The sequence below is a fragment of the Isoptericola sp. b408 genome (assembly GCF_030588085.1).
Taxonomy (GTDB): Bacteria; Actinomycetota; Actinomycetes; order Actinomycetales; family Cellulomonadaceae; genus Isoptericola; species Isoptericola sediminis.
This window is the reverse complement of record NZ_JAUQYQ010000001.1, coordinates 356,943-382,779: the sequence shown is the minus strand read 5'-3', so window position 1 is coordinate 382,779 and position 25,837 is coordinate 356,943. Positions and strand designations below refer to the sequence as shown.

Sequence of the window (25,837 nt, the reverse complement as noted above, 5' to 3'; positions counted from 1 at the left end):
CACCACCATGGGATTCCTCGACCGACTCCTCGGCAGGTCACGTGACGAGCGCTCCATCCCCGGGATGACGGGCGGAGGCACCCCGCGCGGGTACGCCACGCCCGCACCGTCGTCCGCGGACCCGCGAAGCGGGGGTCCCACCTCGCACCGTTCACCCGACGACGTGGCGATCGACCGCTACCGCTACCTGCTGCGCACCGCCCCGCCGGACGCCGTCGAGCAGGCCCATGCCGAGGCGTTCGCCCAGCTCACTCCGGAGCAGCGCCGCCAGGTCCTCACCGAGGTCGGCGCCACGGTGCCTGCCTCCGAGCGCGCCACCACCGACGACCCGCAGTCGCTGGCCCGGATGGCGACCCGCGCCGAGATGCGCAACCCGGGCACCCTGGAGAACACGTTCCGCTCCGGCGGGCCGGGGGCCGCGGCCGGTGCCAGGGGCCCGAGCTTCGGCTCGATGATGGGATCCAGCCTCCTCGGCACGGTCGCCGGTGTCGTCATCGGTTCGGCCGTGGCCAACGCGATGTTCGGTCCGGCGTTCGGCGACCCGACGACGCCGGTCGCCGAGGACGCGGCCGCTGCGGGCGAGGGGGAGGCCGGCGAGGCCGGCGAGGCCGGGGCGGACGCCGGTGCCGACACCGAGGCCGCGGGCATGGATGCCGGCGGCGCGGAGGCCGCCGGGGACGACGGCATGTTCGGTGGGTTCTTCGGCGGCGGCGAAGAGGGCGGCGGCGGCCTCGGCGACTTCTTCGGTGGCGACGGCGGCGGTTTCGACTTCTGACTCGCGCAGTCCCGTCCTGACTCGCCGCAGATCGCCCTGATTCGCGGGTCGGTGGTCGGGGGTCGCGGGTCGGTGGTCGCGGGTCGGTGGTCGGGGGTCGGGGGAAGCCTCAGCGAGCGGTGAGGCGCAGGAACGCCCCGAGCTGCTGCAGGTCCGTCACCGACGTCGGCAGGTAGTCCGTCAGCCGCGGCGAGCGGATCACGACCGCCCGCCATTGCCCCCGGGAGACCGCGACGTTGATCCGGTTCCGGCTGAGCAGGAACCCCATGCCCCGGGGCACGTCCTCCGGCGAGGAGGCGGCCATGGACAGCACCGCCACGGGCGCCTCCTGCCCCTGGAACTTGTCGACCGTGCCGACGCGCACGTCGTCCAGGCCGGCCCGGGCCAGCGCGCGGCGGATCGTGTGCACCTGCGCGTTGTACGCGGCCACGACGATGACGTCCGCAGGCCCGAGGTCCCGCGGCTCCGCGCCGACGGTCCGGACCCAGGGCCGGCCCAGCACCGCCCGGACCTGCCGGACCACCTCCTCGGCCTCCTCGGCCGAGGACACCGCCCGGCCGGCGTGGTCGACGAGCACCTCGTGCACACCGGGCTCCACCGGGTCCAGCGACCGCCCGTGGACCGAGGCGTGGGCGTGCAGCCGACCGGAGTACGCCAGCTCGGACACCGCCGTGCACAGCGCCGGGTGCATCCGCCGGGACGCGGGCAGGAAGTAGCCGAACTCCTCGGGCAGCGTCTCGTGGCCGTCGGCGAGCCAGCCGAGCGCCGAGCCGGCGACCCCCGGGTCGGGGTGCGCCCCCTGGGACACCTGCGGCAGCTGCTGCGGGTCGCCGAGGAGCAGGAGACGTGCCGCCGCCCGCGCGACCGCGACCGTGTTGGCGATCGCGAACTGACCGGCCTCGTCGATGACGAGCAGGTCCAGCCCCTCCGGCGCCCATCGGTCGTGCGCGAAGTCCCAGGCCGTCCCTCCGACGACGCAGCCACGTCCCGCGTCGTCGGCCTCGGCGGCGAAGGCCTGCAGCCCGTCGGCGTTGACGTCCTGCCACGGGGTCCCCGACTGCGCCGGCGAGACGCCGGAGGGCAGCTTCTTCGCGACCTGCTCGGCAGGGACGCCGGCGGCCAGCACCCCGTGCAGCAGGTTCTCCACGACGGCGTGCGACTGCGCCACGACGCCGACCCGCCAGCCGTCGGCGACCAGCGCCGCGATGACGTGGGAGGCGAGGTAGGTCTTGCCGGTGCCGGGCGGACCCTGCACCGCGAGGTAGGACCGGTCGAGCGCCCGCACCGCCCGCTCCACGGCCGCGACCACGTCGGGCTCGCCGTCCGGCCCCACCGCCGGTGTTGGCAGTCCCCCGGCGACCCGGGCGGGGCGTCGCTGGAGCAGGTCCGTCATCGGCCCGGCGGGCAGCCGCTCCGCCATCGGCACGCCTGCCGCGGCACCGGAGCGCCAGGCCTCCAGCGCCGCCCGCCCGGCCTCCTCGGTGGCCGTCTCCAACGGGCCGGCGGGGACGTGGCTGTTGACGCTCAGGGCGCACGGCAGGTCGTCGTGCGTCTCCTGGCCGGCCCCCACGTGCTCCCGCACGGTGAAGACGTCCAGCTCACGGTCGCCGTCGACGACCCGCTCGACCTCGGCGATCGCCATCTTGCCGTGGAACCACCGCTCGGCCAGCGGTCCCACGTTCGCGACCACCGGTGGGCACGGCACGTCGTAGAGCAGGAACGCGCTCGCCCCTGCGCGCAGCTCGCTGCCCTCCACGGCGGGACACGCCAGGGCCAGGAGCCGCGACGGCGCCCGCTTGCCCGGCTCGACCTCCCAGTCGCGGAGCACCCGCCCGCCCTCGACGACCGCGGCCGACCGGCGGCCCGGCCACTCGGCGGGCGGAAGCTGCATGCGGGAGAAGTGCGCCTGCCAGAACTGCTTGCCCTCGCGCCGGTGGTAGCCGACCGCGGCACCCAGCAGGCTCAGCGCGCGGGCAGCCGCCCGCTCGGCGGGCTCGTGGGGGTGCGCGTGCGCGACGGCGTCCCGGATCTCGGCCTCGAGCGCCTCCCGGGCGGCTCTCTCCGGGTTCTCGGGGGTGGGCTCCTCCAGGGGCAGCGGCTCGGCGACCGGCCGCTCGACCGGGCCGACCACCTCGTCGTGCGCCCAGCGCAGCCAGTCCAGCAGCCGCAGCGTGGACAGGCAGTCGTACCGGTTGTAGTCGAGGATCTCCTCGCGGCGCTGCGCGGCCTCGTCGTGCTCCCCCGCAGCCAGCAGCTCGCAGTACTCGGCGTACTCGACCACCGACGTCGCGGCGTCGGTCACGCCGGACCGCGCCGCCTCGTCGCCCATATACAGCGGTTCGAGCTTCTTGATCGACCGGGACCGGTCGGAGATCCGGATCGCCGACCGCACCGTGGCGTACAGGTCGACGAGCACTCCGGAACGCAGCAGCTCGTCGACCTCGTCCTCGTACACCCCGTGCCGGGCCGCGATGGACAGCAGGTGCGTCCGTTCGTAGGCGGCGTAGTGGTAGACGTGCATGTCGGGCCACCGACGACGGCGTTCGGCCATGGCGTCGACGAACCGCACCAGGGCGTCGGCCTCGTCGGCCCAGGTGTCCGCCCACAGGGCGTGGAACGACGGCCGCCCCTCGGCGTCGAGGTCACGGGTGACCCAGCCGAAGAGGTAGTCGATCCCCGACTCGGCCGGGGTGAGCGCGTCCGCGGGGGCCCACAGCGGGTCGCCCTCGAAGTCGAAGAAGACGTCGCCGTCGCTCGGCGGCGGCAGTCGTTCCACGGGCGCCGGGTCGGTGAGCGCCCAGCGCAGCTCGCGTGACCCCTCGGGCGTCTCCAGCAGCACCGAGCCGTCGCCCGGGTCGGTGCCGAGCTGCAGCGCGGCCTGCCGTTGCAGGCCGGCGAACCGGTCGGCCGCCATCCCCGCCGGGGGCTGCTCGGCACAGGCCAGGTCCTTCATCGTGGTGAGGCCGGCGGCGGCGAGCCGAGCGCGCTGCGGGGCGTAGACGCCGGCCACGAGCAGCACGTCCGAGTGCGTGGCCGCGGACTCGGCGCAGTCCGGGCAGACGCCGAGCCGCTGGCAGGCGACGTGCCCCGGGGCGTCCCACTCGACCGGCGCTCCCTCCTCGACGTGCCGGGCGACGACGTCCAGCAGCCGGTCACGCCGCGCCCGGAACACCGGCAGCACCTCGGCGAGCGCGTGCTCGGTGATCTCGCCGGTGCCGAGCACCAGGTGGGCGTGCTCGGTGGGGTCGATCCCGGCGGCGAGGAGCTGGTCGGCGTACGCGGCGAGCTGCAGCACGGCCCGGACCTTCTCCCGCCGGGCGAGCTTGGTGTCCCAGACGGCGTACCGCGGCCGGCCGTCGCTCGGGCCGGCGTCGCGCACCAGGAAGTCCGCCCGCCCGTGGAAGCTCCCGTCGAAGAACGCCGCCTGGTAGACGACGTCGGCCCCGCGTTCGAGCCCGGCGAGCGTCGCGGAGTGCGCGGCGACGAGGTCGTCGTACGCCATGCGCCGCGGCGCCGGGAGCTCGAGCACCCCGCCGGGGCCGCCGTCGTCGGGCGAGGTGCCGAACCGGGCCCGGAAGTCCTCCAGCACGGACGCCTCGTGCGCCTCGCCGAGCGCGACGGTGCGCGCCAGCATCTCGTCGGCGTCCCGGGGCCGCTGCGGCACCCGGCCCAGGACCTCGTCGAGGCGGCGCAGGAGCGCGTGCTCGCACTCGGCGGCCACCACCAGGTCGCTGGCCGAGTGCACGAGCCGCGGCTCACCGGCGCCGTCCAGGAGGAACATGTCCCAGGTCTACCAGCGACCGCCGACATGGACCTGAAGGGGATGTTTCCGCCATAGTGGGGCCGCACGACGCCGAAGGAGACCCATGACCGTGCGATTCAACCCCCCGCCCGGCTGGCAGGTCCCCCCAGGGTTCCGGCCAGACGCGCACTGGGCACCCGACCCCTCGTGGCCCCCGGCGCCTCCGGGATGGCAGTACTGGGTGGAGGACTCCCCGCCCCCGCCCCAGCCTGCGCCTGCGCCTGCGCCTGCGCCTGCTGCGACGACGCGCGCCGCAGCCGTGCCTTCCGCCCCGCCCCAGGGTGCGGGCGACCCGGGGGCGACCACGGTCATGGCACCCGTGCGGCCCGACGCCGGTCCGCCGCCCGCACCGTCGGCCACCCGGGCCTCGGCGCACGGGTCCGCGCGGCCGGTGCACGACCCGCACCCCACCGCTCGCGCCACGACGCCGGTCCCGCCGCAACAGCCCGCCGCCGCGCCGCCGAACGCACCGGGCCACGACACCAACCGGGGCGAGGCACGCGCCGGTCGGCGGCAGCGTCCGGCGACCGTGCTCGTCGCGGGGGTCGCCGTCGCCTGCCTGGCCCTCGGGGTCATCGTCGGCGTGATGTTCTCGATGGTGCAGACCGGTGACGCCCGCCAGGCCATCGCCGACGCCGAACGGCAGGTCGAGCAGGCCGCCGCGCTGGAGGCCGAGGTCACCGAGGACAAGGCGGCGCTCTCCGAGCGTGCCGCCGAGCTCGAGGCACGGGAGAGATCCCTCAAGGAGCGCGAGTCCGAGATCGCGGAGAAGGAGTCGCAGCTGGTCAGCCGACAGGCCGAGCTCGACGACCAGGCCGCCCAGCAGCAGCAGCTGCAGCAGCAACAGCAGCAGGGGAACGACAAGAGGGACGACGACGGCGGCGGCCAGTGGTGGTACTGGAACTGCGACGCCGCCCGTCAGGACGGCGCCGCGCCGATCTACCAGGGCTCGCCCGGCTACCGCAGCGGTCTCGACCCCAACGGCAACGGCATCGCCTGCGAGGAGGGGGAGTAGCCGTCAGCCGGCCGGCCGGCCCACGGCGTCCCACCAGGCGTCGAGGCTGCCGGCCGGCGCCAGGGTGCGCAGTCCGAGCTCATCCTCGAACGACGGCTCGCCGTGCTCGTCGGGGTCGGGCAGCATCCGCTGCTCGTCGTCCGTCAGGTCCTCGACGCAGAAGGTCACCTTGAGCTGAGCCTCCACGGGGTCCTCGGCCGGCTCGGCGCAGGAGACGACGCCGGACCCCTCCGGTTCGGAGACCGCCATGTAGAAGGCACGCTCGGCTCGGACGTCCGTCCCGCAACCGACGCGTCCGGAGGCCTGGCGGGTGGTTGCCGTGGTGTAGACGAGGTGGCGTCCCGGCTGCTCGGGGACCTCCGCCTCGCCCGGCGGAGCCGTCGGTTCCGTCGACGGCAGACCCTCCGTCGCGCGTCGCTCGGCCACGCGACGGTCCATGTCCGCGTGGTGCGCGGCCACCGCCTCGACGATCGCCGTCGTCGGTGCGTCGGCGGCGCCGTCGACCGTCACCCGCGGCACCCCCGGAGCGGGTCGGCCGGCCAGCGCCTCCCCCGTCCGTCTCCCCTGTTCATCACCGCCGGGGACGACGACGGGCTGCACCGACGTGATGAACATGGCCTCGGCGGTGGCCGTCACCCGGACGCGGAGATCATCCTCAGCGCACCCGGCGAGGCCCGCGGCCACCGCGGTGCCGTCGTCGCCGTCCCACACGCCGCTCAGCGCGCCGGACGCCGCCGGGACGACCGCCCCGACCACGGCCACCGCCGCGACGCACCCGGCCGCGAGCGTGGCCCGGTACCGCAGGCGCTTGCGCCGGCTCGACCGCAGCACCTCCTCGAGGTCCAGCTGCGACGGCGGGACCTGGGCGGTCGTGCGGCGCAGTCGGTCGATCAGTTCGTCGTCGTTCATCGGTCGCTCCTCAGTCCGTCGAGGTCGAGCAGTGTGCGCAGGCGGTGCAGCCCTCGGGATGCGGTGGACTTCACGGTGCCGGTCGGGAGGCCGAGCTCGCCGGCGACCTCGGCCTCGGACAGTTCGAGCAGGTGGCGCATCACCACGACACGGCGTTGCTTGACGGGCAGGAGCAGCAACGCCCGCACGACGGCGTCCCGGTCGTCGACCGTGCCTGTCTCGGCCCGGCCCGGCGGCGGCCGCCCCGTCCACGACGGCGCGCCCGACAGGTCATCGTGGCTGGTGGACACCTCGCGGCGGGTGCGCCGCCAGGTGTCGATCCGCACGTTGGCCAGGATCCGGCGGGCGTAGGCCAACGGGTCACCGTCGCGTGCACGGCCCCAGTGCCGGTAGGTGCGCTCGAAGGTCTGCTGCACGAGCTCCTCGGCGCGGTGCCGGTCTCCGCACAGCAGGTACGCCATCCGGTGCAGCACGTCGGTGTGCGCCCGCATGAAGGCGGTGAACTCGGCGTTGCGGTCCGCGTGGGTCAATCGCACCTCGACGTCGGTGTCGCGACCTGCCCGCGCGGAGTCCCGCACCGGTGGCGCCGTCCCCTCCGCTCTCCTGGCTGTCATGATCGGTACACGCAGCAGCCGGCCCCAAGGTTCCACCGGATCGCGACCGCTTCCGCGGATCGCGACCGCTTCCGACCGGTCAGTCGGCCACGCGCAGCGATCCCAGGATGCCGTTCAGCAGCTCCTGACCGTCCTCTCCCGTGGGCAGCTCCAGGTGCACCGTGTACTGCTCGCCGACGTCGAGCTCGACGTCGATCCGGACGTCCTGAGCCTCGACCTCGACCTGGCGGCCATAGGCCTCCGCCGAGGCCCCGTCGCCCGTGTCCCAGATCCACCAGGATCCTGACGTCGGCGTGACCACGACCCGCCGGGCACCGTCGACCTCGAGGAGGTACATCGTCTGCTTCGGCGGCGCGGAGACCATCCAGGCCGCGGACGGCGGTGTCGGACGGACGGCGACGACGGCCGGGGCGACCCCGAACCCGTCGTCGTCCGGGCTGACGGCCATCACCGACCCGGGGTCGTCCGTCCACGGACCGACGTCCTGCCAGTCGTCCGGGACGCCGAGCCGCAGGCGGCCCGCCTCGATCTCGCGCCATCCGGCAGGGAGTCCCGCCCCGGCGTCGAGGGTGTGCACGCTCTGCGACGACCGGATCTCCCGTTCGACCGAGAGGTTGTCCACCACACCCTGCAGGACGTCGCGGCCGGCGGCCGTGTCCGGCACGTCGCCGATGATCACCTCGTACTTCGCGCCGACGTCCGTGCTCACCGAGAGCACGGCGCGGAGCGTGTCCCCGGACCCGGCGACCACACGCATGACGGTCAGTCCCGCGCCGGGGACGTCGGGGAACGTGGCACCCGGGTCGTCGACCGTCCAACCGAGGTTCTGGGAGTAGAAGATGTACCCGGATCGCTCTGTCGCCCCGACGCTGACCGTCAGGTCCGCGATCCCCCCGGTCCGGCCGGTGACCTCGAAGAACCTGTCCCGACGGACGACCGGGCCGTCCGCCTCCCAGTCCGCGGGCAGGCTCACGACCACCGGCCCGAGCCACACCCGCACCCGGTCCGCCGCGCCGTCGGCCGCCCGGGGGACCGTCTCGCTCGGCCCGGGACCGCCGGGCAGCACCGCACCGGTGAGGGGCCGGTCGACCAGCTCGGGCAACGCCTGGACCCCGCCGACGGCGAGCACGAGCGCCAGGGCGCCAGTTCCTCCGGCGAGCACGACGCGGCGGGCGCGGACACGGCGCACCGCGCGCCGTGCCATCCGGTCGGGGTCGAGACCGGGTGGCACCTCGAGGTGGTCGACGGCCTCGCGCAGCTCCGCGAGCAGCGGGTCCTGGGCGTTCACGCGTCCTCCTCGGTGGTCGTGGTGAGCACGGCCCGCAGGGCGGCCAGCCCGCGCGACCCGGCGGACTTCACGGTGCCGCGGGCCAGGTTGAGCTCGTCGGCGGTCTGCTGCTCGCTCCGGTCCAGCAGATGGCGCAGCACGACGACGCGGCGCTGCGTCTCGGGCAGCATCTGCAGGGCACGCACGAGCCGGTCCCGCTCGGCGACGTGCCGGGCGTGGTCCGGGGCGTGCTCGGAGGCGCCGAGGTCCGACGTCCCGGGGGCCGGGTCGCGCAGCACCTCACGGCGCGTGCGGCGCCACGTGTCGATCCGGGAGGTCGCCACGACCCGCCGCGCGTAGGCGAACGGGTCGCTGCTGATCCGCGGCCAGGCACGATAGGTGCGCTCCAGCGCCGTCTGGACGAGGTCGTGGGCCCGGTGCTCGTCCCCGCAGAGCAGGAAGGCGATGCGGTACAGCCCCGCGGTCCGGGCACGGGCGAAGGCGGTGAACTCGGCGACCGCGGTGGTCGGCGTGGCCTCCTCGTGGACCGCGGTCGACGGTGCCCGGACGGTGTCCGTCGTCCCCGGCGAGGCGATCGGGACCTGGATCATCTCGCCCATCAACGCTCCTGCTCCCGAGGCTCCATGCACCGTAGACGCAGCAGCGATGGCGAAAGGTTCCGCCCTTCACAGATCTGGTCGGCAGCTCGTGCCGTGATCGGCAGCCTGAGCTGCCGAGCCGAGCACGAGCTGCCGACCAGACGCGCCGGCGAGCAGCCCCGGGTCAGCGCCCGCCGGGGAACGGGATCACCGGGCAGGTGAACGAGGCGACGACCCCGCCGTCCATGGCCGCTCCGGCGTCGATGGCCGCCTCGACCTCCTCCGCCGACCCGAGCATGCCGTCGTCGTTCAGGTCGCCGGCCTCCAGGACGTCGTCGAAGTCCTCGTAGAGCACGGCGGTGACCTGCCAGCGGCCGCCGTTGTAGTCGGTGTCGCCCGGGGCCGCCTCGGCGACGTTGGCCTGGGCGCCGCCCAGGTCGTAGATGGTGTCGAACGAGTGGTCCGGCGCCCCCGTGCCGGACAGGTCGTTCGGCGTCCCGACGGTGCGGTAGGCGACGCCGTCGACGTAGAACGCGGTGCCCTGGGTGACCCCGGCCTGCGCGGCCACGGCCGGGACCAGGACGGCGCCGGCGGCGAGCGCCAGCGACCCGGCGACGGCAAGAGTGCGGTTGCGGTGCATGATCGTCCTCCTCACGGGACCGAACCCCGGTGGCCGGCCCTCTGCGTCCAGCCCACCGCGCGGCGCCGCGCAGGTCCATGACGAGGGCCTTACGGGCTGCTCACGGGGTCGTGACACGCTCGGGAGCTCGTCCCTCGGCCGACCGGGTGCCTGGTGCTCCCGGCGCTGCTAGCGTCCCGAGCACCGAGGAGAGGACGGGCACCGATGCCGCGCAGAGCCCTCGTCCCGGCCGTCCTCGTCACGCTCCTGCCGCTGGCCGGATGCGTCGGGAGCAGCGACTCCGCCTGGAGCGAGGCGCTCGCGGGTCGCGCCTTCGGCGACACCAGCTCGTCGGCCTTCCTGCCGGAGGACCTCGTGGCGGCGATGCCCTCGAAGGCCTACGTCGACACCGGCCTGGATCACGACTTCAGGTTCTCCGCGGTCGTCGTCTCCGGGGAGTTCACCGCCGTGGAGAACGGCCGTGCCATGGACTGGAGCACGGACGACGGCGACGAGGTGCCGTGGGACGCCGAGGCTGACACGCGCACCCTGCGGACGACGTTCGAGGTCGACCGGACGATCGACGTCGCCGATCAGGTACCCGCTCCCGGGCCGGGGGACTCCCTCTCGGTCCAGGTCGTGGTCGACGGCTCCGACGATGCCGAAGCGGTCGCGCAGGGCCTGCTCGACCTGGGGCCGAGCGTCGTCTTCCTCGCCGAGCTCCCCGAGGGCGACGGGGACTGGAGGATCGCCCTCGACGGTGCCCTCGTCGCCACCGTCGACGGATCGAGCGGTGTCCTCGAGCTGCCGGTCGTCGCGGCGGCCGGGACGCGCGGCGACGCCGACGACCTGCTCGGGGCCGGGACGACGATCGACGACCTCGACCGCGCAGCCGGCGTCGCGGCGGAGGTCTCGGTGGCGAACGACTGAACAGTCGTGTGCTGTACCGGGTCTCACGAGCGTCTTACGGACTCCTGACAGGTCCCTGACATGCCTGCTCAGCGCCGCGTGGCGCCCACGCACGGGCCTAGGCTGACTGCATGGTCCGGGTCCTCGTGGTCGACGACGACACCACCGTCGCCGACGTGGTGGTCGCCTACCTCGAGCGCGCCGGCATGGCGGCCGAGCACGTGACCGACGGCGTCGACGCCCTCGTCGCCGCCCACGAGCGGCCGCCGGACGCCGTCGTCCTCGACCTCATGCTGCCCGGGCTGGACGGGATCGAGGTGTGCCGGCGGCTGCGCGCGGACCGGCCCCGCCTGCCGGTGCTCATGCTGACCGCCCGCGGCGAGGAGGACGACCGCATCACCGGCCTCGAGGTCGGGGCGGACGACTACGTGACCAAACCGTTCAGCCCGCGCGAGCTGACCCTGCGCGTGCAGTCCGTGCTGCGGCGGGCGGGCACCCCGGCCGACGGCGCCGCCCCGGCCGGCGAGAGCCCAGCCGCGCAGGACGGACCGTCGCCCACGTCCGCACCGCCGTCGGGAACCCTGCGCGACGGCGACCTGACCGTCGACGTCGCCGCCCACCGGGTGCTGCGCGGCGGCTCGGAGCTGGCGCTGACCGCCCGCGAGTTCGACCTGCTGGTCTGGTTCCTCGCGCACCCCGGCCAGGTGCACGACCGCGAGACGCTGCTGCGCGAGGTGTGGGGCTGGGAGTACGGCGACCGGTCCACCGTGACGGTGCACGTGCGGCGGCTGCGGGAGAAGGTCGAGGCCGATCCGTCCGCCCCCACGCGGCTCGTGACCGTGTTCGGCGTCGGCTACCGCTGGGACGCCCGTCCCCCGGACGCTGCGGAGGGCGCGACGTGACCCCGCTGGAGGGGGTCGGCCTCTCGGCCGGGGTGGCTGCCGTCGTCGGGCTCGCCGGGGCGGCCGGCGTGCTGGCGCTCGGACGACGCCGCCCGTCCGTCGCCGCGACGCTCGCCCCGCTGGTCGTCGTGGCGTCGGTCGCGGCCGGCGTCTACGCCAGTGCCCGCGCGATGTTCCTGTCGGAGAAGGACTCCACGACGGTGCTGTGGCTGCTGCTCGCCACCGTCCCCGTGGCGCTCGTCATCGGGCTGGTGCTCGCCCGGCGCACCCACCACCTCGCCACGGAGCGTGCCGAGGCCGTGGCGGCCCGGGACCGGGACCGGGAGGTCGAGGCCCGACGTCGCGAGCTCGTCGCGTGGGTGTCCCACGACCTGCGCACGCCGCTGGCCGCCGTCCGCGTGCTGACGGAGGCGATGGAGGACGCGGTGACGACCCCCGCGGACGCGGCGGCCGGCATCCTCGCGGAGAACCGTCGCATGAGCGACATGGTCGACGACCTGCTGGCGCTGTCCCGGCTGCAGTCACCGGGTTTCGAGCTGAACCGCGAGCCCACGGACGTCGGGGACCTCGCCTCGGACGCGCTGGCCGCCGCCGGCCCCGCCGCCGCGGCCGCCGGCGTGCGGCTCACGGGTGAGGTGACCGTGCCCGTCGTCGTCCCCGTGGACGCCCGGGAGGTCGCCCGGGCGGTGGGCAACCTGGTGTCCAACGCGGTGCGGCACACCCCGGCCGGGGGCACCGTGTGCGTCCAGGTCGAGGACGACCACGGGTCGGCCGCCGTCGTGCACGTCACCGACGGCTGCGGGGGCATCCCCGCGGCGGACCTGCCCCGCGTGTTCGAGGCCGGCTGGCGCGGTACCGCGGCCCGCACCCCGGGGTCCGGCGGCGCCGGCATCGGCCTGTCGATCGTGCGCTCGGTCGCCGAGGCGCACGGCGGCGCCGTCACGGTCGAGAACGTCGACGACGGCCGCGGCTGCCGCTTCACGCTCACCCTGCCGGGGTGACCTCCAGGGGGACCTCCTCCGTCGACCCGTCGACGTAGGTGACCTGCGCGAGGGCCGAGAACGACTCCTCTCCCGGCGCCCACAGCGCGAACCAGCCGTCGTCCATCGACGCCGCGACCTGCTCGCCGTCGGCCGTGGCCACCGTGACGGCCTCGACCTCGTCCCCGACCCGGCCGAACGCGGCGGTCACCGCGCCCTCACCGCTCGGGCCGTCCGACCAGGACGCCGTGCCGGACTCCGCGACCACGAGACCGCTCGGCGCCGGCTCCGGCACCTGCTCGGCACCGACGGACTCCGAGGTGTACACCTGCGGGTCCCCGTCGGTCGTCGTCACGAAGCACTCCGCGAGCGCCCCGTCCCCGGACAGCAGCACGTACGTGTAGTCGCCACGCACCTCGGCGAGCACCGGGTCCACCGGGATCTCGGTGATCGGCGACCCCTCGCCGGCCGCGTCCTCGTCGATGGCGTGGGCCGCCGTCGGGCAGGAGGCGGCGTCCTGCGCCGCGGCGGCGGGGTCGACGACCTGCGGCGTCGGCGTCCACGACGCGTACGCCTCCGGGCCGCCGAGCGTCGTCGACACCACGACCCCGGCCGCCACGGCAGCCACGGCCCCCGCGAACACACCGGTCGCCACCCCGGCCCGCGAGCGCCGCGCCGGGGCGAGGTAGCGGTCCGGCACGGTCCGGTCCGTGGCCAGCACCCGCGCCAGGTCAGGGTCGTCCGGGTGCCCCGGGGCACGCAGGTGCCGTGCCGGGTCCAGACCGCCCAGGTCGTCCAGCAGCGGTGACCTCATGGCCTCTCCTCCTGCAGCCTGCGCAGCACGGTCGCGGTGTCGCGGGGCACCTCGGAGTACGCCAGCAGCCGCTTGCGGGCCCGGGTGAGCCGCACCGAGAAGGTGGACGGACGGCACTCCAGCACCTGGGCGGCCTCGCGGGCGGACAGCCCGTCCCACGCCACGAGCGCCAGGACCTCCCGGTCGGCGTCGCCGAGCAGGTCCCAGGCGCGGCGCAGGTCGGCGCGCTCGGCCGCGGCGTCGTCCGCACCTCGGGCCTGCGCCGTCGGCTCCCGCTCCAGCCGCACCCCGAGGGCCTGCCAGCGGCCCTGCGTGCGCACCTGGGTGGACAGGACCTTGCGCGCGACGCCGAAGAGCCACGCGCGCGCCGCGGTCGGCACGTCCTCCACCCTCCGCCAGGCGACCAGGTAGGTCTCCGAGACGACGTCGTCGACGATCGCCGGCGCGGCACGACGCGCGACGAACCGCACCACCTGCTCGCGATGGTCCACCCACAGGCGCGTCAGGCGCTCGCGGGCCGCGGCGTCGTCCACGCTCGTCCTCCCGATCCCTCGTCCCCTTCATGGCCGGCAGGGCCGGTGCTGCTCCACCGTACTGGGAGACGGTTGCCCTGATCGATGGGCTCGCTACCCTCGTGCAGGACCGCGGACGCCGACGCGCGTCCTCGACGACGACGTGAGGAGCGTCAGGATGCGCACGAGACTTTCCCGGACCGTGGCCACCGGCGTCGGCGTGACGGTGCTGGCCCTGGGGACGGGCGTGGTCGGCACGGCTCCGGCGACGGCCGACATCGGCGAGCCGGTCGGCACGATCGGCGAGGGTTCGTCCGACGGCGGGAACCTGCCCGCGGGGAACCTCCCCGGCGTGCCCGAGCCCGGCAGCCCGGAGGCCGAGTGGGTCGCCTGGGCCGCCGCGGAGCGGGCCGAGGCCGAGGCCACGGACTGGAAGGCCGACTCGGCCGCCCGCGGGTGCGAACTGGTGGAGGTCTCGATCGCCGACGAGGTCGATCCCGCCTACAACGAGGCGATGGGCGCCCCCGCCGACCTGGTCACGCACCGGGTCGAGATGGTGGAGACCTGCGAGGGCCCGACCGCGTCGGGCGGGATGACGCTCGAGACCGACGGCACGGCGAGCACGACCGCGATCGGGTCCGGCAGCGACTGCGACAGCACGAAGGGTCCCGGCACGATCTGCATCTACAAGTCCAGCGGGCGGATCTACTCCTCGTGGAAGTACCGCGGATCGGGCAGCGTCTCGGGGTTCCTGCGGATCTACCAGATCTCGACGTCGGCCTCGAGCTGCTACCGCGGCAGCACCTGGCTCACAGGCCCGTCGCGCACGTGGAGCAGCGGGATGACGCGCAGCATCTCCAAGACGCGCACGACGTACTCGGGCTACTCGGCGCACATCTGGAAGAAGGTGTGGCACGGGCACACCGACTGGGGCAGCACCTGCTCGAGGCTCTGAGCCGCGGCTCACAGGACGTGCGCGAGGAACTCCTGCAGCCGCGGCTCGGTCGGTGCGTCGAGCACCTGGGCGGGCGGACCCTGCTCCACCACCACGCCGTCGTCCATGAACACGACGTGGTCGGCGACCTCGCGGGCGAACCCGATCTCGTGGGTGACCACGACCATCGTCATGCCGGACCGGGCGAGGTCCTGCATGACGGCCAGCACCTCGCCGACCAGCTCCGGGTCGAGCGCGGAGGTGGGCTCGTCGAAGAGCATGAGCTCGGGGTCCATCGCCAGCGCGCGGGCGATGGCGACGCGCTGCTGCTGGCCACCGGAGAGCTGGGCCGGGTAGTGGTCGACCCGGTCGGCGAGCCCGACCCGGTCCAGCAGCTCGACGGCACGCTCCCGAGCCGCGGCCTTCGACAGCCCGCGGACCTGCACGGGTGCCTCGGCGACGTTCTCCAGCGCCGTCAGGTGGCCGAACAGGTGGAACCGCTGGAACACCATCCCGATCCGCGAGCGCTGGGCGGCGATCCGGCGCGGGTGCAACCGGTGCAGGACGCCCCGGGCGTCGTGCCGGTAACCGAGCAGCTCACCGTCGACGTGCACCGACCCGGCGGTGATCTGCTCGAGCTCGTTGAGGCAGCGCAGCAGGGTGGACTTGCCGGAACCGGACGGTCCGAGGACGACGGTCACCGAGCCCGGCGGCACCACCAGGTCGACGCCGCGCAGCACGTGCAGCGCCTGGTCGCCGTGGCCGAAGACCTTGTGCACGTCCCGGGCCTCGACCATGGGGGTCGTCGTGGCGGTCATGGGGTCACCTCCGCGAAGGGGTCGTCGGTGGTCGTGCCGGCACCGCGGATCGCCGCCTGCCGGCTCAGGCGTCGCGGGCCGCGTCCGGAGCCGGGTCCGGACCGGCGACCGCGCCGGCCGCCGGTGGCGCCGCCGTCGAACCCCCGCCCGTAGTACCGCTCGACGGCGGACTGGCCGACCATGAGCACCGAGGTGATGAGCAGGTACCACAGCGCCGCCACGATGAGCAGCGGGATGGGCTGGAACGTGCGGGTCCCGATCGCGGAGGTGGCGTAGGTGATCTCCAGGGTGAACGGCACGGCGACGACCAGCGAGGTCGTCTTGAGCATGGAGATGGTCTCGTTCCCCGTGGGCGGCACGATGACGCGCATGGCCTGCGGCAGCACGATGCGGCGCAGGATGCGCGGCTCGGTCATCCCCAGGGCGCGGGCGGCCTGCGCCTGGCCGGGGTCGACGGAGCCGAGCCCGGCGCGGACGATCTCGGCGAGGTAGGCGGCCTCGTTGAGGGCGAGCCCGACGAGCGCCGCCCAGAACGCCGTGATGACGTCGCGGGTGTCGAACACGAAGAACTCCGGCCCGAACGGGATGCCGAGGCTGAGCCGTGGGTACAGCACCGAGATCAGTCCCCAGAACACGAGCTGGGTGTAGATCGGGGTGCCGCGGAAGAACCAGATGTAGGCCCAGGAGACCGACCGCATCACCGGGTTGTCGCTGCGCCGCATGATCGCCAGGAGCACGGCGAGCACGACGGCGATGGCCATGGACCCGAAGGTGAGCACGAGCGTCCAGCCGACGCCGCGCACCACGTTGACGTCGCGCAGGTACAGCCAGACCGTGTCCCAGCGGAAGTTCGGGTTGGTGACCAGCGCGTGCACCACCATCGCGGCGAGCACGAGCATCACGGCGGCGGACAGCCAGCGCCCCGGGCGCGGGACCGGGCGGGCGTTCAGGGGCTCGGGCAGGTCGGTCGGGGGCCCACCGACGGCGGTTCCCGAGGCGGTGGTGAGCGCCATCAGACGGAGGGGTCGAGCTCGGCGGTGGAGAGCGCGCCCTCGGCGTTGCCCCAGCCGTCGAGGATCTCGGTCAGGGTGCCGTCGTCCATGAGCTGCTGCAGGGCGCCCTGGACGGCCTCGGCGAGCGCGTCGTCGTCCTGGGCGACGACGACGCCGTACGGCGCGGCGTCCGTGATGTCGCCGAGGGTCTCGACCGCGCCCCCGGTCTGCTCGACCGCGTACGCCGTCACCGGGGAGTCGGCGTACATGGCCTGCACCTTGCCGCCGACGAGGTTGGTGGTGACGTCGGCCTGGGAGTCGTAGGGCAGCACCTCGACGGGGTCGGCGCCGTCGGCCTCGCAGTCCGCGGACGCCTCGTCGAGAGCACCCTGCTGGACGGTGCCGGTCTGCACGCCCACGGTGGTGCCGCACAGGTCGCCGGCGTCGACGCCGTCCGGGTTGCCGGCGGCGACCGCGAGCTGAGAGCCGGCGTCGAAGTAGCTGACCATGTGGGCGACCTGCAGCCGCTCGGCGTCGATGGTGAACCCGGAGATGCCGACGTCGTACTTGGTGCCGACGGCCGGGATGATCGCGTCGAAGGTGGACGGCTCGACCTCGGCCTCGAGTCCCAGGGTGGCCGCCACCGCGTGGGCGATGTCGACGTCGAACCCGACCGGGGTGACGCCGTCGGGGGCGAGGAACTCGGCCGGGGCGTAGGACAGCTCGGCGCCCACGGTGAGCACGCCGTCCTCGGCGACGTCCTCGGGGACGAGCGCGACGAGCTCCGGGTCGGCCTCGAGCGTCGAGGCGTCGAACGCCGGGGCCGTCGGTGCGTCCGACGCGTCCGCGGAGGCGCCGCCACCGGCGGGGGCGGCGAGGTCCTCGGACGCGGTGGTGCAGCCGGCGAGCAGCGCGACGGCGGCGACGGCGGACAGGGGCAGGGCGGTGCGGGCGCGCATGACGGCTCCAGGGATCGCGTGGAGGAGGACGACGCTCCCGCCCGGTCAAAGCCGCGGAGCGCTTATGCAGCAGTATGCATACCTATTCCATAGATCCTCAAACCACGGCACCATGACGTCCGTCACGCCACCGCTCCCCCACCCCCCGGGCGCCGTGCCGGGTCGCGCCCGAGGAGCGAGCCGGCACGGGGCACGACAAAGGTCCGGGTCCTTCCGTGGCGCCGTCGTCAGACGGGAAGCGCAGGGCGCGCAGCGCCCGTGAGCGCGACGGCGCCACGGAAGGACCCGGACCTCGTCAGGAGCGAGAGAGACCTACGTGTCGTGCTCGATGATCCCCATGTCCTCGCGGTGGTCGTCGACACCACCGGGCGGGAAGTCGGTCCGCTCCGGCTTGGAGCGCAGCGCCATGATGGCGAGGGTCAGTCCGCCCCAGACCACCAGCAGGGCGACGACCATCATGATGATCGCGGTGGTGCTCATCGCGAGGCCTCCTTCCGCACGGCGGGGTCCTCGACCGGCGGGTACGGCGGCCAGGCCCGGGGCAGGTCCGGCCCGCGCCAGCGGAACGCCCAGAAGACGATCGCACCGACGACCAGCAACGCCACGGTGCCCCACCCTGCATAGAGCAGATACGTCTCATCGTAGTCCCCGTAGGGCTCGTCGATCCGGATCAGGATCGTCTGCACGAGCATGATCGCGAGCATCACCGGGATGATGGCGCCGACGCAGGCGTACCACCACGCGCCGAGCTGCGTCGTCGAGACGGCGTTGAGGTGGTAGCGCAGCTCGGGGGCCCGGCGGTAGACCCACACCACGAAGACGCACATGAGGATCGCCGAGGCGACGATGCCCATGTTGTTGACCCAGTAGTCGACGGTGTCGAGCAGGATCAGGCCCGTCGTGGTGCTGAAGCCGACCACCGAGACCGTACCCAGCACGCCACCGAGCCACAGCACCGCCGCCGTGCGCGACAGGGCGAACTTCTCCTGCAGCGCCGCGGAGACGACCTGCAGGATCGAGACCAGCGACGTGAACCCGGCCATCACCAGCGAGCCGAAGAAGAGCGCGCCGAACAGGGCACCGGCCGGCATCTCGGAGACGATCGCCGGGAACGTGACGAACGCGAGCCCGACGCCCGCGATGCCGAGCTCACCGACGCCGACGCCCTGCTCCAGGGCCAGGAACCCGAGGGCGGAGAAGACGCCGAGCCCGGCCAGCATCTCGAAGCCGGAGTTGGAGAACGCGACCACCAGGCCGGGGCCGGTCATGTTGGACCGACGACGCCGGTACGAGGCGTAGGTGATCATGATGCCGAACGCCACGGACAGCGAGAAGAAGATCTGACCGTAGGCGGCGATCCACACGTCCGGGTCGCCCAGCGCGTCCCACTGCGGGGTGAAGAGCGCGTTCAGCCCTTCCGCGGCCCCGTCGAGGGTCAGCGCGCGGACCACCAGGGCGCCGAAGGCCACCAGCAGCAGCGGGATGAAGACGATGTTCGCCCGCTGGACACCCTTGACGACACCGGCGGCCAGCACCGCGATGACCACGACCCACACCAGCACGAGCGGGATCAGGACGGCGGCCACGAAGTCGAAGGTGAGCCACGGGTCGGCACCGCCGACGTCGGCGAGCTGGAGGTGCTCCCCGAAGAAGAAGGCCTGCGGGTCGTCACCCCAGTCGAGACCGAAGGAGTAGACGAAGAAGCTGGCCGCCCAGGCGACCACCGCCGCGTAGTAGACCGCGATGACGATGCAGATCATCACCTGGAACCAGCCGAGCGACTCGAGCCAGCCCTTGATCCGCCGGAACGCCTGCGGGGCGCCGCCGCGGAACCGGTGACCGATCGCGTAGTCGAGGAACAGGATCGGGATGCCCGCCGTCAGCAGCGCGATGAGGTAGGGCACGAGGAACGCGCCACCACCGTTCTCGTACGCCACGCCGGGGAACCGCCAGATGTTGCCGAGCCCCACGGCGGAGCCGATCGCCGACAGGATGAAACCTACCTGTCCGGTGAACTGCTCCCGCGGGGCGGTCTGGTTGTCAGCACTCACGGGTCACACACCTTCCGCGCTGGTCGCCGCGTCGTCAAACCGGTCTCTCCTGGTGATCATCGGGCACATTCCCTCGACCGGCATGTCGAGCACCGGGACGAAGCCGCCGGTCAGCCAAGCAGTCGGGCGACGTACCCGCCCCGCAGGCGGCCCTCCGGGTCCAGCCGGTCGGCCAGCACCCGGAACTCGTCGAACCGGGGGTAGGCGGCGCGCACCGCCACGGGGTCGGCGGTGAACACCTTGCCCCAGTGCGGCCGCGCACCGAACGGGGCGAGGGTCTCCTCGATCAGGGGCAGCACCCTGGCGACCTCGGGCGCCCGGGGGAGCCAGGTGAAGTGCAGCCCGATCGAGTCCTCGGCGAAGGGGCTCAGCCACAGGTCGTCGGCGGCCACGGTGCGGACCTCACCGGTCATGAGCAGGGGCGCCACCACGCTGCCCAGGCCCCGCATCGCCTCCACGGCCTTCACCGCGTGCTTCCGGGGCAGCAGGTACTCGCTCTGCAGCTCCTCCCCCACGGACGGGGTGTGGTCGAGCCGGAAGTGGCTCAGGCGCTCGTGGGAGGGGCCGGGGACACCGTGCTGCGCGGTGCAGGCACCCGGGTCCACCCCGGGCACCGGGTGCACGTCGTGCTCGGCCCAGTGCAGGTCGGGCAGGGCGTCGGGACGGTGACCCCGCCCCTCGGACACCACCGACTTGAACCAGGCCGTGCGGATCGTCGGCTCGTCCCACCGCGTGAAGAGGCTGACGGAGTACGCCGAACCCGTGACGTCGTCGAACCGGTCGAGCACGGCGTCCCACGAGAGGTCCAGCGCGACGTCCTGCCGCACCTGGAACGCGGGCACGGTGGTTAGCTCGATCCGGGTGACGATGCCGAGCACCCCCAACGACACCACGGTCCCGGCGAACACCTCCGGGTCGGTCTCCCGCGTGATCCGGCGCAGCTCGCCGGCCGTGGTCATGAGCTCGAGCGCGACGACGGCGCCCGCGAGGGACCGGTTGGTGTCGCCCGAGCCGTGGGTGGCGGTCGCGACCGCCCCGGCGACGGAGAGGTGCGGCAGCGACGCGAGCTGGGTCAGCGCCCGTCCGTGGGCGTAGAGCACCTGCGACACCTCCCCGTACCGCATCCCCGCGTTGACCGACACGACACCGGTCCCCGGGTCCAGGTCGACGGCCGGGCGGCCGTCGTCGAGGCGGTCGACCTGGACGTGGGTGCCCGTGGTGTCCGCGAGGTCGTTGAAGGAGTGGCGTGATCCCAGCGCGCGGACCGGGCCGCCGACGACGAGCCGGTCGGCGAGCTCCTCCAGGGAGGTCGGGCGCACGAGATCCCGTGCGGCGTAGTCGATGTTCCCGGCCCAGTTCCGCATGCGGCCCAGCGTGCCACGGCTGGTCAGACCGCGCGCAGGAAGGCCTCGAGGTCGACGGTGACACGCGCCACGGCGGCTCGGTCGGGCGCCTCGGGAGCCCGCTGCCACTGCAGCTCCGGTCCACCCGGCCGGGGCGGTCCGCCCGGCCAGCGCCACCGCGCCGAGCGCCGCCCGTCGATCAGCACGGTGTGGACGAAGGCGTTCCGTCGCCCCGGCTCGGGCGCGCGGGGGTCCGCGAGGACGCGGCGGGTCTCGCCGTAGGAGCTCAGCAGCTCGTCGTAGGCGCACAGCAGGTCGGCGACACGCCCGCCGGACGGCGCCGCGGGGGCGCCGGACACGACGGACTCGTGCACGGCCGGGGTCGTGACCAGGGTCAGCCCGTCGAGGTCCTCCGCGCCCGGGACCTCCACGACCTCGCCCAGGTCCCGCAGCACGGCCAGCCCGGCACGTAGCACCGTGCGGGTCAGCCCGGACCACTGCGACAGGTCCTGGACCGTGGCGTAGGCGCGGGCAGGCAGCCAGCGACGCCACAGCTCCAGGACGGCGGACTCGCGGTCGAAACCGTGTCCCAGAGGCCCGTAGCCGGCCGGGACACGGTCGTCGAAGGCCACGTAGGTCGACCGGCCGTGCTCCGCCGGACCGCTGATCAGCACCTTCCGCAGCTCGGCGTGCATGAGGATGTGGGACACGGCGACGCCCGGCGCGTCGGCACCGAGGACGCCCCGCTCGACGAGGGCCGTCGCGAGCTCGCCGCGGGTGCGCGGCCCGGTGGCGACCTCGGCCGCGACGGCGGCGACACCGGGACCGGGGTCGTCGAGCCCCCAGGACCTCTCGGTGGACGCCATCGTCCGGGCGACGCGGGGGGCGGTGAGCTCGAGCAGCCAGCGGACGTCGACGGGCAGCACGAGGTGCCACGTGGGTCGCAGGACGTGGGTGCGCAGGATCTGCCCGTCGTCGAGCGCGGCGAGCGCGGTGGCCTCGTTCCCGCGGGCGGACGTGGCGAGGCGGCGCGTGAGCCCCCAGAGCGTGGGCCGCACCTCCTGCCCCTGCACGGCCAGCAGGTGTCCGACGGCGGCCGGCAGGTCGGGCAGGTCGGGTCCGCGCAGCCGCTGGGACCGCAGCCGGGCCGCCCGGACGGTGGCGGCGTCGACGCTCATGGGAACACCCTGCCCCTCCCCACGGCCGGACACGCCCGCCGGGGTCGTGTCCGGTCAGGCGCTCGTGGCCCGCTCCTCGGCGATCACCGGGATCCGCCCGTCCATGCCGACCATCTCCAGCACCTCGGTGACGGCCTCGGACGGCGACCGCAGCTGGACCGGGGCGCCGACCTCCTCGCCGAACATGTAGACCTGCAGGATGAAGGCGACTCCCGAGGAGTCGATGAACGTCACGTCACGGGTGTCGAGGACGATCGGCTCCGCTCCCGGCCGGGCGGCGACCGACGCCATCGCATCGCTCGCCGACTCGCGCAGGGCCGCGTCCACCTCGCCCCACAACATCAGCAGCGTGCCGCCCTCGTCGTGCTGGCAGGAGATGCCGGACCCTGCGTCCGGGTCCATGTCCGTCGCGCTGTCGTAGTCCATCGGGCTCGTGCTCCTGTCATGCCAACGGCGGGCTTCGCGGTCGGATGCCCCCTTCGGTCCTGACCACGATCGAGTGTTCACCCCTCCGACCGGTTCGTCCAGCGGGACACGGCACGAAGGAGCCGGGGATTGCTCAGGGAGACGCCTCGGGGTCGGTGACGTCCGCCACCTGGGCGTTCAGCGCTCTGAGCAAGGCGTCGGCGTCGAGCGTCACCCCGACACCGTGGCCACCGGCCCCGACGGATACGGTACCCGCTGCAGGGATCCTCGCATCGGCAACCACGGGCCACGCGTGCCGCGCACCGAACGGCGTGATGGTGCCGCGCTCGAACCCCGTGACCTCCCGCGCGACCTCGGCGTCCGGCATGGAGAGACGGTTGACGCCGAGCAGCGCCCGCAGCCGGGGCCAGGCGATCGTCCGGGCCCCCGGGACCAGCACGAAGAGGTAGTCGTCGACCCCGCGGCGCACCACCATCGTCTTGAGCAGATGGTCCGGCGACACGCCCCGGGCGGCCGCCGCCTCGGCGAGGGAGCCCACGCGCCCGTGCCGCCGGACGACGTACTCGAGGCCGGACGCCTCCAGCGCCGCACGGACCCGGCGCTCCGGTTCGGGCTCGACGTCGTTCACGGGGACTCGCCCAGTGCGCGGTCGGCGATCTCGACGGCGTCGGGCTCGGGATCGTGCTCGGTCCGCACCGTGCGCCAGTACTCCGCTCCGTCCCGGGTGCGGCTCACCAGCCCCTGGTCGACCATCGCCCGGCGCAGGGCGACCGGGTCGCGGGCCAGCTCACCGAGCCGGTCGGTCAGCTCGCGCTCGGAGACCGGCTCGAGCAGGCGTGGCATCGCGACGGTCGCGAGGTAGCCCGTCACGGCGACCTTGTCGCGCCACCGGCGGGGATTGCGCTCCAGGCGACCGTTCACGAGGAACCGCCGCGGGTCGTCGCTCGAGGACGTCCGGTTCACGGGGTCGTGTCGGACCCGTCCGCCGAGGTCCCGTCGTCCGTGCCGTCGTCCGCCGAGGTGGCGTCGAGCTCGTCACCGGTCCCGTCGGTGCGGGAACCCGCGACCTCCTCCTCGCGCTGGGCGTACTCGCTGTCGTCGCCGGTCGGCTCGGGGGCGCTCTGCTCCGACGTCGAGGAGCTGGTGGTCGAGGACGTCGATCCGCTGCTCGAGTCGGTGCCCGAGCTGTCCGTCCCGGAGGTCGGCGTCGGGCTCGAGGACGGGGTCGGGCTGGTCGACGGCGACGGGCTCGTGGTCGGCGTCGGGCTCGACGACGGGCTCGGGCTGGTCGACGGCTTGGGGCTCGAGGACGGCTTCGGGCTCGGGCTGGTCGACGGCTTGGGGCTCGAGGACGGCTTCGGGCTCGGGCTGGCCGACGGCTTCGGGCTGCTCGACGGCTTCGGGCTCGACGACGGCTCGGACGTCGAGCCGCTCTTCGCGTCGGACTTCTTCGTGGTGCTCTTGGAACCGCCGCCCGAGGTGTCCTTGGTGCTCGATCCCGAGCCCTTCGTCCCGGTGCTGTGGGTACCGGACCCCGAGGCCGTGGACCCTGAGCCCTTCGACGACCAGCCGGCACCCCCGGCGGTGGCCACGTCGTGGCTCGACGCCGCGCGGTCGGGAACCGGACCGGCAGCGAAGAACTCGAAGTGCCAGGGCTCGGGCTTGCTGCCGTTCGGGCGCGCCCAGGTCGGGTTGTCCCAGCCGTAGTCGGGGGCGTGCACGCGCATCCAGACGTACTCCGCGGAGTAGCCGGTCGAGATCGGCGAGCTGAGGTCGAGCGCGAGGCCCCACCCGTGGTTCGACGTACCCGGCACCGCGGCCAGGTGCGGCTTGGCGGCCCGGACCGCGACCTGCGACTCGTACGACCGGTAGGAGTCGGTGATCGGGATGTCGACGCCGAACCGGGCCCGGTACTCCGCGTTGAGGGCGGCGAACTGGGCGGCGGCGTCGCACCGCAGGAGGTGACCGGGAGCGGAGGCGATCCCGCAGAGCACGGAGGCCGGGATGCGTCCGTTGCTGAAGCCCGCGGTCGACCCGGCGTGCTGGTCGACGACCGCCTGGAGCGTCGCGGACAGCGACCCGGCACCGGTGAGCGGCATACCGTTCGCCGTCACCGCCACCCCGTCGTCGGAGACGAAGGTGCCGTCGGGCAGCTCGGTCACCGCGGGACGGATGTCGACGACGAAGGACGCGGAGGCCGGGTCCAGCAGCGCGGCCAGGTGCGTCGCCGCCACGACGATGTCGTCGAAGGTCACCGCGCCGTGGTCGTGCGCGTCCTCGTCGTGCGTCTCGATCTGGCCGGCGGCCCCGAGCGCGAGGCCCTGGGCAGCCGCGCCGACCGAGCCCTGCACGCCGGCCGTGAGAGCGTCGCCCTGCCACACGTGGCGGACCTGGAACGTGGACTCACCCTCCACGAGGCTCTCCCAGGTGGGCAGCTGCAGACCGAGTCCCGGGAAGGCGCCGACGTCCTGGGGCAGCGGTTCGACGTCGTCCACCTCGGCGGTCGGGGCCGCGCCGGGGGCGGGAGCCGCGTCCTGCGGGGCGGCGGCCTCCTCGACCACGCCGTCCTGCTCCGGCGCGCTCTTCTGCTGCTGCTGCTCCGGAGCGTCCTTCTCGTCCTGCGGGGCCTCCGACGGGGCCGGGGAGAAGGACGGCGACGGGGCCGGCTCCGGGGACGCCTCGGCAGGCGGACGGAGGGACCCCCCGGTCAGCTCCTCGGGGGCGACGAGGTCGTCGGGCGAGGACACGGGCGGACCGGCCGGCGGGATGTCCGCGGGCGCCGGCTCGACGACCTCCGGCAGCTCCGCGTCGTCCAGACCCGGGACGGCCTCCGCCTGCTGCTGCGCGACATAGGTCGTCAGGAGCGCGCCCAGCTCGGCGGCAGCCTGCTGGACCTCCGGTCCGAGCTCGCGTCCGTCCTCCAGCGCGGTCAGCTCGGCCTGCTCGATGACACCCAGGACCTCGTCGATCGACGCCGGGCCAGACCGCGAGGCGGCGCCCACCACGCCGAGCTCGAGCGGCTCGCTCTGGACGGGTGCGGAGAACGTCGGGTGCTGGCGGAACTCGTTCCAGGGCGTGCTCGCGACCGACCCGGCCATGAAGCCCGCGGCCAGCACGACCGCCCCGGCCCCTGCCCCGACGACCCGCCCGAGGCGACGTCCGCGACGGCGACCGCCCGCGGCGAGATGAGCATCGTCGGACGTCAGAGGGCGCGCCACGTCCTCGCTGTCGATCTCCGTCGAATCGAGCTCGTCCGCCACGTCGTACCCTTCTCGACCCCGTTTGTCCTGGCTGGACGCATCTTCGCACAACACCTCGAGGATACGTGGCCCCTGTCACATTCCACCACCTACTGTGTGCCACGCATTCGCTGCCCGCCACCCCTCCGGCACCGACGAGCGGGCGAAGTTTTCCCGGCC

At 74.0% G+C, this 25,837-nt stretch carries 25 protein-coding genes; 6 read left to right on the top strand and 19 right to left on the bottom strand.

Translation table 11 applies throughout. The features are described from left to right. Positions 1-163 precede the first annotated feature (163 nt). Entirely contained in the window at positions 164-775 is a 612-nt protein-coding gene (locus Q6347_RS01815) for a hypothetical protein (protein ID WP_304606494.1), read from the top strand. A 109-nt stretch (positions 776-884) separates the two neighbouring features. Here Q6347_RS01815 and Q6347_RS01810 read toward each other — a convergent pair whose 3' ends face one another. Continuing rightward, the gene (locus tag Q6347_RS01810) at positions 885-4,556 is read right to left on the bottom strand and encodes a TM0106 family RecB-like putative nuclease (protein ID WP_304606493.1); all 3,672 of its coding nucleotides are present in this window, start codon (positions 4,554-4,556) and stop codon (positions 885-887) included. Between the two features lie 331 nt (positions 4,557-4,887). On the opposite strand from Q6347_RS01810, the gene Q6347_RS01805 reads away from it, so the two are divergent. After that, on the top strand, positions 4,888-5,592 hold the full coding sequence (locus Q6347_RS01805; protein WP_304606492.1) for an excalibur calcium-binding domain-containing protein: 705 nt from the start codon (positions 4,888-4,890) through the stop codon (positions 5,590-5,592). A 3-nt stretch (positions 5,593-5,595) separates the two neighbouring features. On the opposite strand, the gene Q6347_RS01800 is transcribed toward Q6347_RS01805, so the two are convergent. From Q6347_RS01800 to Q6347_RS01780, 5 genes are all read right to left on the bottom strand, one after another. Next, positions 5,596-6,501, bottom strand: a complete 906-nt coding sequence (locus tag Q6347_RS01800; protein ID WP_304606491.1) for a hypothetical protein — start codon at positions 6,499-6,501, stop codon at positions 5,596-5,598. Further along, positions 6,498-7,115: a SigE family RNA polymerase sigma factor gene (locus tag Q6347_RS01795; protein ID WP_304602902.1), complete on the bottom strand. Its 618-nt coding sequence runs from the start codon at positions 7,113-7,115 to the stop codon at positions 6,498-6,500. Before Q6347_RS01795 ends, Q6347_RS01800 begins: the two co-directional genes overlap by 4 nt. 79 nt (positions 7,116-7,194) lie before the next feature. Continuing rightward, complete coding sequence (locus Q6347_RS01790) at positions 7,195-8,403, bottom strand: hypothetical protein (RefSeq protein WP_304606490.1); 1,209 nt, start codon at positions 8,401-8,403, stop codon at positions 7,195-7,197. Further along, the gene (locus Q6347_RS01785; RefSeq protein WP_304602904.1) at positions 8,400-9,002 is read right to left on the bottom strand and encodes a SigE family RNA polymerase sigma factor; all 603 of its coding nucleotides are present in this window, start codon (positions 9,000-9,002) and stop codon (positions 8,400-8,402) included. The genes Q6347_RS01790 and Q6347_RS01785 overlap by 4 nt, the downstream gene beginning before the upstream one ends. 163 nt (positions 9,003-9,165) lie before the next feature. Then, positions 9,166-9,621 carry a hypothetical protein gene (locus tag Q6347_RS01780; protein WP_304602905.1) on the bottom strand — a complete coding sequence of 152 codons (456 nt, stop codon included), beginning with the start codon at positions 9,619-9,621 and terminating at the stop codon, positions 9,166-9,168. 204 nt (positions 9,622-9,825) lie between these two features. Here Q6347_RS01780 and Q6347_RS01775 point away from each other — a divergent pair, with 204 nt between their 5' ends. The 3 genes from Q6347_RS01775 to Q6347_RS01765 all read left to right on the top strand — a co-directional run bounded on the left by Q6347_RS01775 (position 9,826) and on the right by Q6347_RS01765 (position 12,412). Next, entirely contained in the window at positions 9,826-10,530 is a 705-nt protein-coding gene (locus Q6347_RS01775) for a hypothetical protein (protein ID WP_304606489.1), read from the top strand. 110 nt (positions 10,531-10,640) lie between these two features. Beyond that, entirely contained in the window at positions 10,641-11,411 is a 771-nt protein-coding gene (locus Q6347_RS01770) for a response regulator transcription factor (RefSeq protein WP_304606488.1), read from the top strand. Beyond that, on the top strand, positions 11,408-12,412 hold the full coding sequence (locus Q6347_RS01765; RefSeq protein WP_304606487.1) for a cell wall metabolism sensor histidine kinase WalK: 1,005 nt from the start codon (positions 11,408-11,410) through the stop codon (positions 12,410-12,412). The genes Q6347_RS01770 and Q6347_RS01765 overlap by 4 nt, the downstream gene beginning before the upstream one ends. Here Q6347_RS01765 and Q6347_RS01760 read toward each other — a convergent pair. Together Q6347_RS01760 and Q6347_RS01755 are read right to left on the bottom strand one after the other, a co-directional pair. Beyond that, a complete protein-coding gene (locus Q6347_RS01760) occupies positions 12,396-13,205 on the bottom strand; it encodes a hypothetical protein (protein WP_304606486.1) in 810 nt (269 codons plus the stop codon). The two genes, Q6347_RS01765 and Q6347_RS01760, sit on opposite strands and share 17 nt — an antisense overlap. Next, complete coding sequence (locus tag Q6347_RS01755; protein WP_304606485.1) at positions 13,202-13,738, bottom strand: RNA polymerase sigma factor; 537 nt, start codon at positions 13,736-13,738, stop codon at positions 13,202-13,204. Before Q6347_RS01755 ends, Q6347_RS01760 begins: the two co-directional genes overlap by 4 nt. 157 nt (positions 13,739-13,895) lie before the next feature. Here Q6347_RS01755 and Q6347_RS01750 point away from each other — a divergent pair, with 157 nt between their 5' ends. Next, positions 13,896-14,672, top strand: a complete 777-nt coding sequence (locus Q6347_RS01750; RefSeq protein ID WP_304606484.1) for a hypothetical protein — start codon at positions 13,896-13,898, stop codon at positions 14,670-14,672. Between the two features lie 8 nt (positions 14,673-14,680). On the opposite strand, the gene Q6347_RS01745 is transcribed toward Q6347_RS01750, so the two are convergent. The 11 genes from Q6347_RS01745 to Q6347_RS01695 form a co-directional block, all read right to left on the bottom strand. Continuing rightward, positions 14,681-15,469, bottom strand: coding sequence for an amino acid ABC transporter ATP-binding protein (locus Q6347_RS01745; protein WP_304602911.1), 789 nt, complete (start codon positions 15,467-15,469; stop codon positions 14,681-14,683). After that, a complete protein-coding gene (locus Q6347_RS01740) occupies positions 15,466-16,482 on the bottom strand; it encodes an amino acid ABC transporter permease (protein ID WP_304606483.1) in 1,017 nt (338 codons plus the stop codon). Before Q6347_RS01740 ends, Q6347_RS01745 begins: the two co-directional genes overlap by 4 nt. Further along, complete coding sequence (locus Q6347_RS01735; RefSeq protein WP_304606482.1) at positions 16,482-17,420, bottom strand: ABC transporter substrate-binding protein; 939 nt, start codon at positions 17,418-17,420, stop codon at positions 16,482-16,484. The genes Q6347_RS01740 and Q6347_RS01735 overlap by 1 nt, the downstream gene beginning before the upstream one ends. Before the next feature lie 312 nt (positions 17,421-17,732). Then, a complete protein-coding gene (locus Q6347_RS01730; protein ID WP_171246766.1) occupies positions 17,733-17,900 on the bottom strand; it encodes a methionine/alanine import family NSS transporter small subunit in 168 nt (55 codons plus the stop codon). After that, positions 17,897-19,471 (bottom strand): sodium-dependent transporter, encoded by a 1,575-nt coding sequence (locus tag Q6347_RS01725; RefSeq protein ID WP_304602914.1) that lies wholly within the window; start codon positions 19,469-19,471, stop codon positions 17,897-17,899. The genes Q6347_RS01730 and Q6347_RS01725 overlap by 4 nt, the downstream gene beginning before the upstream one ends. A gap of 110 nt (positions 19,472-19,581) precedes the next feature. Further along, positions 19,582-20,835, bottom strand: a complete 1,254-nt coding sequence (locus Q6347_RS01720; protein WP_304606481.1) for a D-arabinono-1,4-lactone oxidase — start codon at positions 20,833-20,835, stop codon at positions 19,582-19,584. A 23-nt stretch (positions 20,836-20,858) separates the two neighbouring features. Continuing rightward, positions 20,859-21,992: a DNA glycosylase AlkZ-like family protein gene (locus tag Q6347_RS01715; RefSeq protein ID WP_304606480.1), complete on the bottom strand. Its 1,134-nt coding sequence runs from the start codon at positions 21,990-21,992 to the stop codon at positions 20,859-20,861. 54 nt (positions 21,993-22,046) lie between these two features. After that, the gene (locus Q6347_RS01710; protein WP_171246762.1) at positions 22,047-22,418 is read right to left on the bottom strand and encodes an STAS domain-containing protein; all 372 of its coding nucleotides are present in this window, start codon (positions 22,416-22,418) and stop codon (positions 22,047-22,049) included. Positions 22,419-22,551: 133 nt separating this feature from the next. Then, a complete protein-coding gene (locus Q6347_RS01705) occupies positions 22,552-23,046 on the bottom strand; it encodes an aminoacyl-tRNA deacylase (RefSeq protein WP_304606479.1) in 495 nt (164 codons plus the stop codon). Then, positions 23,043-23,381, bottom strand: coding sequence for a DUF2087 domain-containing protein (locus tag Q6347_RS01700; protein ID WP_304602918.1), 339 nt, complete (start codon positions 23,379-23,381; stop codon positions 23,043-23,045). Before Q6347_RS01700 ends, Q6347_RS01705 begins: the two co-directional genes overlap by 4 nt. Continuing rightward, the gene (locus Q6347_RS01695; RefSeq protein WP_304606478.1) at positions 23,378-25,678 is read right to left on the bottom strand and encodes a M15 family metallopeptidase; all 2,301 of its coding nucleotides are present in this window, start codon (positions 25,676-25,678) and stop codon (positions 23,378-23,380) included. The genes Q6347_RS01700 and Q6347_RS01695 overlap by 4 nt, the downstream gene beginning before the upstream one ends. Between the last annotated feature and the right edge of the window lie 159 nt (positions 25,679-25,837).

What these genes read in the sequence shown, in the direction of transcription:
- Q6347_RS01730 (WP_171246766.1), bottom strand. Translation starts at nt 17,900, where the DNA reads ATGAGCACCACCGCGATCATCATGATGGTCGTCGCCCTGCTGGTGGTC.
- Q6347_RS01805 (WP_304606492.1), top strand. Translation starts at nt 4,888, where the DNA reads ATGGCACCCGTGCGGCCCGACGCCGGTCCGCCGCCCGCACCGTCGGCC.
- Q6347_RS01785 (WP_304602904.1), bottom strand. Translation starts at nt 9,002, where the DNA reads ATGGGCGAGATGATCCAGGTCCCGATCGCCTCGCCGGGGACGACGGAC.
- Q6347_RS01740 (WP_304606483.1), bottom strand. Translation starts at nt 16,482, where the DNA reads ATGGCGCTCACCACCGCCTCGGGAACCGCCGTCGGTGGGCCCCCGACC.
- Q6347_RS01770 (WP_304606488.1), top strand. Translation starts at nt 10,641, where the DNA reads ATGGTCCGGGTCCTCGTGGTCGACGACGACACCACCGTCGCCGACGTG.
- Q6347_RS01775 (WP_304606489.1), top strand. Translation starts at nt 9,826, where the DNA reads ATGCCGCGCAGAGCCCTCGTCCCGGCCGTCCTCGTCACGCTCCTGCCG.
- Q6347_RS01745 (WP_304602911.1), bottom strand. Translation starts at nt 15,469, where the DNA reads ATGACCGCCACGACGACCCCCATGGTCGAGGCCCGGGACGTGCACAAG.
- Q6347_RS01795 (WP_304602902.1), bottom strand. Translation starts at nt 7,115, where the DNA reads ATGACAGCCAGGAGAGCGGAGGGGACGGCGCCACCGGTGCGGGACTCC.
- Q6347_RS01780 (WP_304602905.1), bottom strand. Translation starts at nt 9,621, where the DNA reads ATGCACCGCAACCGCACTCTTGCCGTCGCCGGGTCGCTGGCGCTCGCC.
- Q6347_RS01715 (WP_304606480.1), bottom strand. Translation starts at nt 21,992, where the DNA reads ATGAGCGTCGACGCCGCCACCGTCCGGGCGGCCCGGCTGCGGTCCCAG.
- Q6347_RS01810 (WP_304606493.1), bottom strand. Translation starts at nt 4,556, where the DNA reads ATGTTCCTCCTGGACGGCGCCGGTGAGCCGCGGCTCGTGCACTCGGCC.
- Q6347_RS01800 (WP_304606491.1), bottom strand. Translation starts at nt 6,501, where the DNA reads ATGAACGACGACGAACTGATCGACCGACTGCGCCGCACGACCGCCCAG.
- Q6347_RS01750 (WP_304606484.1), top strand. Translation starts at nt 13,896, where the DNA reads ATGCGCACGAGACTTTCCCGGACCGTGGCCACCGGCGTCGGCGTGACG.
- Q6347_RS01735 (WP_304606482.1), bottom strand. Translation starts at nt 17,420, where the DNA reads ATGCGCGCCCGCACCGCCCTGCCCCTGTCCGCCGTCGCCGCCGTCGCG.
- Q6347_RS01720 (WP_304606481.1), bottom strand. Translation starts at nt 20,835, where the DNA reads ATGCGGAACTGGGCCGGGAACATCGACTACGCCGCACGGGATCTCGTG.
- Q6347_RS01760 (WP_304606486.1), bottom strand. Translation starts at nt 13,205, where the DNA reads ATGAGGTCACCGCTGCTGGACGACCTGGGCGGTCTGGACCCGGCACGG.
- Q6347_RS01710 (WP_171246762.1), bottom strand. Translation starts at nt 22,418, where the DNA reads ATGGACTACGACAGCGCGACGGACATGGACCCGGACGCAGGGTCCGGC.